This window comes from Luteimonas kalidii, assembly GCF_029887935.1.
GTDB lineage: Bacteria > Pseudomonadota > Gammaproteobacteria > Xanthomonadales > Xanthomonadaceae > Luteimonas > Luteimonas kalidii.
In genome coordinates this window covers 34,848-43,560 of the sequence record NZ_JARXRO010000020.1, presented here as the reverse complement: position 1 = coordinate 43,560, position 8,713 = coordinate 34,848, and the positions used below count along the sequence as shown (strand labels likewise).

The following is an 8,713-nucleotide window of genomic DNA, read 5'->3' as shown; positions in this document are numbered from 1 at the left end:
CCGCGTCCACGGTCACCGGTGGGCGTGGCGCGCGTCCGCGCATCGCGCCCATCGTCGAGTCTCTCCAGCAACACGTTGTGTCGTTTCCCGCGGGCGCTGCGCAAGCCGCGCCCCACGCACGCCGGACCCGGCTTGCGCAGCGCCTGCGGAATTTCCGTTCCACTGCGCCATCGGCGCCTGTCCTGCCGCGACACCCGCACCCATTCCGTCGAGGAGCCCGCCATGCACCGCCAGCGCCCTGAACGCCCGGCCCATGCCGCTGCCCCGACGTGCCACCGGCAGGCGCCGCGATGAGCACCACCATCGGCACCGCCGGCAAGCTCGACGTGCCGACCATGGTCGCGCAGCTGGTCGCCGCCGACCGCGCGCAGGCCGATGCCCGCATCGACCGCAGCGAACGCCAGGTCAACGCCCAGGTCTCGGCGATCGGTGCGCTGCGCAGCGCGTTCTCCACCCTGGGCACCGCCGTCAACGCCTTGACGTCCAGCGACAACCTGCAGGCGCGCAAGGCGATCCTGCCGCCGGAAGCCAACTTCTCCGCGACGACCCAAGCCGGCGCCGCCGCGGGCCGCTACCAGATCGAAGTGCTGGCGCTGGCCAGCGCGCAGAAGCTCACCTCCGGTGCCTTCGCGGCCGATGCCGCGGTCGGCACCGGCACGCTGACCATCAGCGCCGGCGAGACCTCGATCGAGGTCGAGATCACCGCACCGGACAACACCCTGGCCGACATCCGCGATGCGATCAACGCCAAGGCCGGCGGCAAGACCGTCACCGCCAGCATCGTCACCGGCGACGACGGCCCGCACCTGGTGCTCAACGCGGTCGACACCGGCAGCGCCGGCGCCCTGACCGTCGCCGCCAGCGGTGGCGACGGCGGACTGTCGGCCCTGGCCTACGATCCCGAGGGTGTCTCGGGCCTGACCCAGCTGCTGCCGGCCGCCGATGCGAAAGTGCGTATCGACGGCATCGAGCGGACCAGCGCGTCGAACACGCTCGACGCGATCGACAACGTGAGCCTGACGCTCACCAAGGCCGAGCCCGGCACCGTGCGCGAACTGCGCATCGAAGGCGACGCCAGCCTCCAGCGCAGCGCGGCCAAGAGCTTCGTCAGCGCCTACAACGCCGCGCTCGGCGCGATCGCGCAGACCACCGCCTACAACACCGGCACCCGGGTCGCGGCCGCGCTCAACGGCGACGCGATGGTGCGCAACGCCACCCGCGAGCTGCGCGACGTCATCGGCGACAACGTCACCGACCTCAAGGCGATCGGCATCACGATCAACAAGGACGGCACGCTCAAGCTCGACGAGGCGGCGTTCGACAAGGGCCTGGCCGCCACCCCGGAGGCCGCCGCGCGCGTGTTCTCCGGCGGCGACGGCATGGTCGGCCGGCTCGATGCGGTGGTCGACCGCCTGGTCGAGAGCGACGGCCTGCTCGAGAGCCGCAACGACAGCCTCGCCGAGCGCAGCAAGACGCTGGCCAACCAGCGCAGCGCCCTCGACTTCCGCATGAGCCAGGCCGAGGCCCGCTACCGCACCCAGTTCACCGCCCTGGACGTGCTGCTCAGCTCGCTCCAGACCAGCAGCGACTTCCTGACCCAGCAGCTCGCCCGCCCTTCCACGGACTGACATGAACGCCCGCACCCTCGCCAACCAGTACCGGCAGACCGGCGTGTCCAGCGCGGCGCTCGACGCCAGCCCGCACCGGCTGATCGCCCTGATGCTCGCGGGCGCACGTGAACGCGCGCGACTGGCGGCCGCCTGCCTGCAGCGCGGCGACCTGACCCGCAAGTCGCAGGCGATCAGCGATGCCAGCGCGATCATCGGCGGCCTCAACGGCGCGCTCAACCTGGAGGCCGGCGGCGAGATCGCCGACGGGCTGCAGGCGCTGTACGACTATGCCCAGCGGCGCCTGCTCGCGGCCAACGCCGAGAACGACGCCGCGCCGCTGCTCGAGGTCGACGACCTGCTCGGCGACATCGAATCGGCCTGGCTGGCGATCGCCCCCGCGGGGTCGCCGTGATCCCGGTGCTGCCGGTGGACGAAGTGCGCGCGGCGATCGCCGCCGACGCCTGGGACCACGCCACCGCGCTGCTGCAGGCGCACGACCGGGCCGTCATCGCGGCCGTGTCCACGGTCGACTTCAGCACCCAGCCGCAGGCGCCCTGGCGCGCGCTGCTGGCCGCGCAACAGGCGCTGGCGGCCGAGATCCAGGCCGCGCGCGACGAAGTCGGGCGCGCGCTCGACCGGCTCGGCCACGACCAGCGCGGGGCACGCGCCTGGCTGCGGGAACTGGCGTGACCACGCCCGCCGCCGCCGCGGAGCTGCTGTTCGGCGACAGCCTGACCTGCGAGGAACTGCGCCCGGCGGCCTTCGTGCCGCGGCCGCGGCGCGCCGACCCGGTGCTGGCGGCCAGCGGCGAGGCCCTGCTGCGCGCGCTGGCGGTGGTCGAAGACGGCCCGCGCACGGAGGAGCCGGAAACCGGCGACCACGCATTGCCGCGGATCGAGGCCAAGCTCGACCTGCTGACCACCCTGGTGGCCAGCCTGTGCCGGCACGAGGACACCGACCCGGTGCGGTTCCTGCAATGGTCGGCGCGCGGCGCGTGCCTGCTGCTGTCCGAACCGCCGCCGGACGCGCCGGAGGGCGGCCTGTTCCGGGTCCGTCCCGCCGACTGGCTGCCCTCGACCCTGCAGCTGCCGGCCACCGAGATCGCCCGCGAGCAGACCCCGGAGGGGCTGCGCTGCTGGCTGCGCTTCGATCCGCTGCCGCCGGCCCTCGAAGCGGCGCTGGAGCGGCACCTGTTCCGGATCCATCGGCGCGCGGTGGCCGAGAGCCGACGTCCCCGACAGGGAAGCTGAGTACCCTGTCACACTTCGTGCGGGCCCGCGACGCGTGCCCGCGACGCGCGCTATGGTGGCGCGGCAAGCGGAGGGGGTAGCGTTGCTGCGAGTACTGATCTGCGATGACCACACGTTGGTGCGTGCCGGCCTGCGCCGGCTGCTGGAGTCGTTCGCGGACATCGAAGTCGTGGCCGAGGCCAGCAACGCCGACGAGGCGGTGCTGCGCACGCGCGAGTCCCTGCCGCACATCGTCCTGCTCGACCTGTCGATGCCGGGGCGCAGCGGGTTCGATGCCCTGGCCGAACTGCGCACGACCTGCCCCGAAAGCGCGGTGGTGATCATGTCGATGCACGACGACGCCCTGCACGTGCGCGAAGCGCTGGCGCGCGGCGCGATGGGCTTCGTGGTCAAGGAAGCCGCGCCGGCGGAGCTGGAGATCGCGCTGCGCGCGGCCGCGGCCGGCCGCACCTACCTGAGCCCCCACGTCCAGGCACCGCAATTGCAGGGGTTCCGCAACGGCGCCCGTGGCGAGGGCAATGTCGACGCGCTGCCGCGCCGGCAGCGCGAGATCCTCGATGCCATCGGCGCCGGCCGCACCACCAAGCAGATCGCCGGCGACCTCGGGATCAGCGTCAAGACGGTGGAAACCCACCGCGCGCGGATCATGGAGGCGCTGGGCTGCCGCAATGCCGGCGAGCTGCTGCGCATCGCCATGCGGCTGCACGACCGCCCCTGAGCCCGGGTGACGCGCCGCGTCGGTTCGCGTCACCTTCTGCACCCCCCGCGTCGGAAAGATGACGCAATGTCGGGGAGTCCCCGACATCGGACCGGGAACGCCCCGATGCGGACCCGGGTGCGCCCTGATTCGGAAACCGTCACGGCACGCTCACGATGGCCCCACTCGCCGGCGACCTGCCGGCGCACGGGGACAGGGCGATGAAAGCGAATCTGCGGGTGGGCATGGTCCAGGGCGTCAACCTGACGCCGCAACTGCTGCAGTCGATCCGGCTGCTGCAGCTCACCGCGCCCCAGCTCGAGCAGGAGCTGCGCCAGGCGCTGGAGCGCAACCCGCTGCTGGAGCAGGAAGAGCCCGGGGACGAGCCCGAGGACGCCACCACCCCGGAGACCGCGGCCCTCGAAGCGGCGGCCTGGGACGAACTGCCCGAGCCGGCGTTCCTGTCCGGCGGCAGCGTCGGCGCGGCCGACGACGACGCCACGCTGCGCATCGCCGAGGGCGAGTCGAGCGACCCGCGCCTGCGCCTGCTGCGCCTGCTGGACCTGCACTGGGCGCCGGCCGACCTCGAGGTCGCGGCCTGGTGGCTGGACCACTGCGACGACCGCGGCTACCTCGAGCAGCCGCTCGATGCCCTGCTCGCCGCCGCGCGCGACGCGTTCCCGGCCCGCGCCGGCGACGTCGGCGTGCTGCGCCTGCGCCTGCTGCACGGCGACTGGCCGGGCATGGCGGCCGCCGACGCCCGCGAATGCCTGTCCGCGCAGCTGCGCGCCCTGCCCGAAGACGCGGCCCGCTCGCTGGCGCTGCGGATCCTCGCCGACCACGTCGACCTGCTGGCCGCGCACGACGAGGCCGCGATCGCCGCCGCGACCGGCGCCGACGCGGCGCTCGTGCGCGCGGCGCTGGCGATGATCCTCGGCCTGCGCCCGCACCCGGTGCAGGCGCCGGTGGACGGCGTGCACGAACACATCGTCCCCGACGTGGTCGCCTGGCATGCCGGCGGCGCCTGGCGGGTGGCGCTCAACCGCCGTGCCGCGCCGCGCGTGCGGCTGGCGGCGCACTGCGAACGTGCGCTGGCCGGCAGCGAGCACACCGTGCTGCGCGGCCTGCTGGACGAGGCGCGCTGGCTGGTGCGCGGCGTGTCGATGCGCAACGAGACCCTGCTGCGCACCGCGCAGGCGCTGGTCGAGCGCCAGCACGCTTTCCTCGACCAGGGCCCGGAGGCGATCCTGCCGCTGACCCTGCGCGAGGTCGCCGACAGCATCGGCGTGCACGAGTCCACCGTCTCGCGGATCGTCAACGGCAAGTACATCCAGACCCCGCGCGGCACGTTCGAGCTCAAGCGCCTGTTCGCCGTCCGCCTGGAAGGCGCGGGCGTGAGCGGCACCGCGGTCAAGGCGATGGTCAAGCGCCTGATCGACGACGAGCCCGCCACCGCCCCGCTCGCCGACGACGTGATCGCCGGCATCCTCGCCCGCCAGGGCGTCCGCATCGCCCGCCGCACCGTGGCCAAGTACCGCGACCAGCTGGCGATCGGCCCCGCCCGTGCACGCCAGCGCCTGGCCCCGCGCCAGGCCCGGCAGGAGACCGCCTGATGCGCCAGATTTCCGTGCTGCTGGTCGACGACCATGCCGGCTTCATCTCCGCGGCCATGCGCCACCTGCGCCGCCTGTCCTGGCTGACCGTGGCCGGCACCGCCGGCAACGGCGTCGAGGCCATCGCCCAGTGCGAAGTGCTGCGCCCGGACGTGGTGCTGATGGACCTGGCCATGCCCGAGATGGGCGGGCTGCAGGCCACGCGCCTGATCAAGGCCCAGGACGATCCGCCCTACATCGTCATCGCCAGCCATTTCGACGACGGCGAGCACCGCGAGCACGCGCTGCGCGCCGGCGCCGACGCCTTCGTCAGCAAGCTGGCCTACATCCACGAAGTGCTGCCGCTGCTCGAGGCCCTGGCCAGCGACGGCGGCACCGCCACCGACACGGAGGCCTCGGCATGAGCGAGTCCCGCATCCTCGTCCTCGACCAGGACGGCGCCCGCGCCGAGCGCGTGGCCACCCTGCTCGAGTTCATGGACTTCACCCCGCGCCTGGTCGACGACGCGGCCGACATCGACCTGTCGCGCGCCCGCGCCAGCGACTGGGTCGCGATCGTGGTCGGCGACGTCGGCGACGGCGCCTCCTGGCAGGTGTTCGCGGCGTGGCTCGCCGCCCAGGCCCTGCACCCGCCGGTGCTCGAGCTGCCCGGCCACGCCGCCGACGCCGCCTGGCGCGCCCACCTGCATCCGCAGTCGGTGTGGCCGCTGGCGTTCCCGATCCGCCGCACCCAGCTGCAGGAAGCCCTGCGCCGCGCCAGCCTCAAGCGCCTGGACGACGACGCCCGCCGCGAGGTGCCGACCTTCGGCCCGACCGGGCGCAGCGCCGCGGCGCTGCAGCTCAACCGCATGATCGACCAGGTCGCCCCGCACGACACCACGGTGCTGATCCTCGGCGAGTCGGGCACCGGCAAGGAAGTCGCCTCGCGCGCACTGCATGCGCGCTCGGCGCGGCGCGACAAGCCGTTCGTGGCGATCAACTGCGGCGCGATCCCGCCCGACCTGCTCGAGAGCGAGCTGTTCGGCCACGAGAAGGGCTCGTTCACCGGCGCGCTGACCCAGCGCAAGGGACGCTTCGAGATGGCCGAGGGCGGCACCCTGCTGCTCGACGAGATCGGCGACATGAGCCTGCCGATGCAGGTCAAGCTGCTGCGCGTGCTGCAGGAGCGCTGCTTCGAGCGCGTCGGCGGCACCACCACCATCAAGTGCGACGTGCGCGTGATCGCCGCCACCCACCGCAACCTCGAGCAGCGCATCGCCAACGGCGAGTTCCGCGAGGACCTGTTCTACCGCCTCAACGTGTTCCCGATCGAGATGCCGGCGCTGCGCGAACGCGGCGAGGACCTGCCCGACCTGGTGGCGGCGATCACCCGCCAGCTGTCCGAGTCCGGCCGCGGCCAGGTGACCCTGGCCTCCGACGCGATCGCCACGCTGCGCCACTACGCCTGGCCGGGCAACGTGCGCGAGCTGAGCAACCTGCTCGAGCGCCTGGCCGTGCTGCACCCGGGCGGCACCGTGCGTGCGGCCGACCTGCCCGCGCGCTACCGCGCCGCGGCCGCCGCCGCGGGCGAAGCGTTCGATCCCCCGGCCGCGCCGGTGCCGGTGTCGGCCGCGATCGTCGTGGAGCCCCCGCACGCCGCCACCGCGCCCGACCCGTCGCAGCTGTCGGCCACCACCACGCTGCCGCCGCAGGGCATCGACCTGCGCGGGCACATGGCCGAGATCGAACTGGAACTGCTGCGCGCCGCGCTGGAACAGGCCGGCGGCGTGGTCGCGCATGCCGCGCCGCTGCTGGGCCTGCGCCGCACCACCCTGGTGGAGAAGCTGCGCAAGTACGGGATCGACCGCGACGTTTCGGCGGCGGCCTGAGCCGCGCGTCCGCGGCGGGTTTCCGACGCGGGCGTGGCACGGGACTTGCCTGATCCACTGCAGACCGACCGGCAGCCCACCCGATGACCGACGCCATCTCATCGATCCTTTCGCAGATCCGCGCGCACGAGATGCGCACCGGGGCCGCGCGCGGCGATGTCGCGCCCTCCAACGCGATCGACGTGGGCGGCGTCGGCGGACCGGGCAAGGCCGCGGCCACGCCGGGGTTCGCCGAGACCCTGTCGAACACGATCGACAAGGTCAGCGCCACCCAGGCCAACGCCGGCGCCCTGCAGCACGCGTTCGAGCTCGGCGACCCGCGCGCGGACCTGGCCCGGGTGATGGTCGCGATGCAGCAGTCGCAGGTCGCGTTCCGGGCCACGGTCGAGGTGCGCAACCGCCTCGTCCAGGCCTACCAGGACGTGATGAACATGCCGGTCTGATCCGGCGCCCCTGATCCCACCGCCCCGTCCACGATCCCCAGCCGGCACCGACCATGAGCGTGATCGCACTTCCCAAGGCCACCGCCAACCTGCGCGACCTCGGCCGCCTGCAGGACATCCCGGCGGTGCGCCAGCTCGGCCTGCTGGCGCTGGTCGCCGCCGCGATCGCGCTCGGCCTGTGGCTGTTCTTCTGGAGCCAGAAGCCGGACTTCGTGCCGGTGCAGGCCGGGCTCGACGCCAAGTCCACCGCGGAGGCCTCCGAGCTGCTGCGCGGGGCGCAGATCCCGTTCAAGCTCGACCCGTCCACCGGCGCCCTGGCGGTGCCGCTCGACCAGGTCGGCGAGGCGCGCATGGCGCTGGCCGCGGCCGGGCTGCCGGCCGGCGACGGCAAGGGCTTCGAATCGATGCAGGGCGACCAGGGCTTCGGCACCAGCCAGTTCCTGGAAAGCGCGCGCTACCAGCACGCGCAGGAGATCGAGCTCGCCCGCACCATCGCCAACCTGCGCCCGGTGCGCGAGGCGCGGGTGCACCTGGCGATGCCCAAGCCCAGCGCGTTCACCCGCCAGAAGGAGCCGGCCAGCGCCTCGGTGGTGCTGCAGCTGCGCGCCGGCAGCACGCTCGAGCAGGGCCAGGTGAACGCGATCGTGCACCTGGTGGCGTCCAGCATCCCCGGCCTGCCACCCGAACGCGTGACCGTGGTCGACCAGTTCGGCCGCATGCTCTCCAACGCCGATCCGCAGAGCGAGGACGCCATCGGCGCCAAGCAGTTCGACCAGCAGCGCCGCCAGGAAGCGGTGTACGTGCAGCGCATCGAGGAACTGCTCGAACCCATGACCGGCCCGGGGCGCGTGAGCGCCAAGGTCAGCGTGGACATGGATTTCGCCCAGACCGAGGAAGCCAGCGAGCGCTACGGCCCGCAGCCGGCGATGGTGCGCAGCGAGCAGGTGTCCGAGAGCGGCAGCGCGGTCGGCGGCGGCGACGCGGTCGCCCAGGGCGTGCCCGGGGCCGCCAGCAACAATCCCGACGCGGCCGACCTCGCGGCGCCGGTGGCGGCCGAGGCCGCGGCCGGCCCGGGCAGCCGCAGCTCGGTGCGCAACTACGAGCTCGACCGCACCCTCACCCACACCCGCCAGGCGCCGGGCCGCATCCGCCGCGTCACCGCCGCGGTGCTGGTCGACAACGTCGCGGCCGCCGCCGCTCCCGGCACGCCCGCCGGGGGGGCGCCGGCCGCCG

Annotated in this window: 9 protein-coding genes and 1 pseudogene; all 10 read left to right on the top strand. The window is 73.7% G+C overall.

The features are described 5' to 3' along the window. Positions 1 to 290 precede the first annotated feature (290 nt). The gene (gene fliD, locus QFW81_RS13665; protein WP_280579538.1) at positions 291 to 1,628 is read left to right on the top strand and encodes a flagellar filament capping protein FliD; all 1,338 of its coding nucleotides are present in this window, start codon (positions 291 to 293) and stop codon (positions 1,626 to 1,628) included. 1 nt (position 1,629) lies between these two features. Next, entirely contained in the window at positions 1,630 to 2,022 is a 393-nt protein-coding gene (gene fliS, locus QFW81_RS13660; RefSeq protein WP_280579537.1) for a flagellar export chaperone FliS, read from the top strand. Next, positions 2,019 to 2,300: a hypothetical protein gene (locus QFW81_RS13655; protein WP_280579535.1), complete on the top strand. Its 282-nt coding sequence runs from the start codon at positions 2,019 to 2,021 to the stop codon at positions 2,298 to 2,300. The genes fliS and QFW81_RS13655 overlap by 4 nt, the downstream gene beginning before the upstream one ends. Then, positions 2,297 to 2,860, top strand: coding sequence for a PilZ domain-containing protein (locus tag QFW81_RS13650; RefSeq protein ID WP_280579534.1), 564 nt, complete (start codon positions 2,297 to 2,299; stop codon positions 2,858 to 2,860). Before QFW81_RS13655 ends, QFW81_RS13650 begins: the two co-directional genes overlap by 4 nt. Positions 2,861 to 2,912: 52 nt before the next feature. Continuing rightward, positions 2,913 to 3,578 carry a response regulator gene (locus QFW81_RS13645; RefSeq protein ID WP_280579532.1) on the top strand — a complete coding sequence of 222 codons (666 nt, stop codon included), beginning with the start codon at positions 2,913 to 2,915 and terminating at the stop codon, positions 3,576 to 3,578. A gap of 200 nt (positions 3,579 to 3,778) precedes the next feature. Beyond that, positions 3,779 to 5,170, top strand: a complete 1,392-nt coding sequence (gene rpoN, locus QFW81_RS13640; protein WP_280579530.1) for an RNA polymerase factor sigma-54 — start codon at positions 3,779 to 3,781, stop codon at positions 5,168 to 5,170. Beyond that, on the top strand, positions 5,170 to 5,574 hold the full coding sequence (locus QFW81_RS13635; protein WP_280579529.1) for a response regulator: 405 nt from the start codon (positions 5,170 to 5,172) through the stop codon (positions 5,572 to 5,574). The genes rpoN and QFW81_RS13635 overlap by 1 nt, the downstream gene beginning before the upstream one ends. After that, the gene (locus QFW81_RS13630) at positions 5,571 to 7,037 is read left to right on the top strand and encodes a sigma-54 dependent transcriptional regulator (RefSeq protein ID WP_280579528.1); all 1,467 of its coding nucleotides are present in this window, start codon (positions 5,571 to 5,573) and stop codon (positions 7,035 to 7,037) included. The genes QFW81_RS13635 and QFW81_RS13630 overlap by 4 nt, the downstream gene beginning before the upstream one ends. Before the next feature lie 83 nt (positions 7,038 to 7,120). Next, positions 7,121 to 7,480 carry a flagellar hook-basal body complex protein FliE gene (gene fliE / locus QFW81_RS13625; RefSeq protein WP_280579526.1) on the top strand — a complete coding sequence of 120 codons (360 nt, stop codon included), beginning with the start codon at positions 7,121 to 7,123 and terminating at the stop codon, positions 7,478 to 7,480. Positions 7,481 to 7,533: 53 nt separating this feature from the next. Then, positions 7,534 to 8,713 (top strand): annotated as a pseudogene (gene fliF, locus QFW81_RS13620) (flagellar basal-body MS-ring/collar protein FliF); the annotation flags it as partial.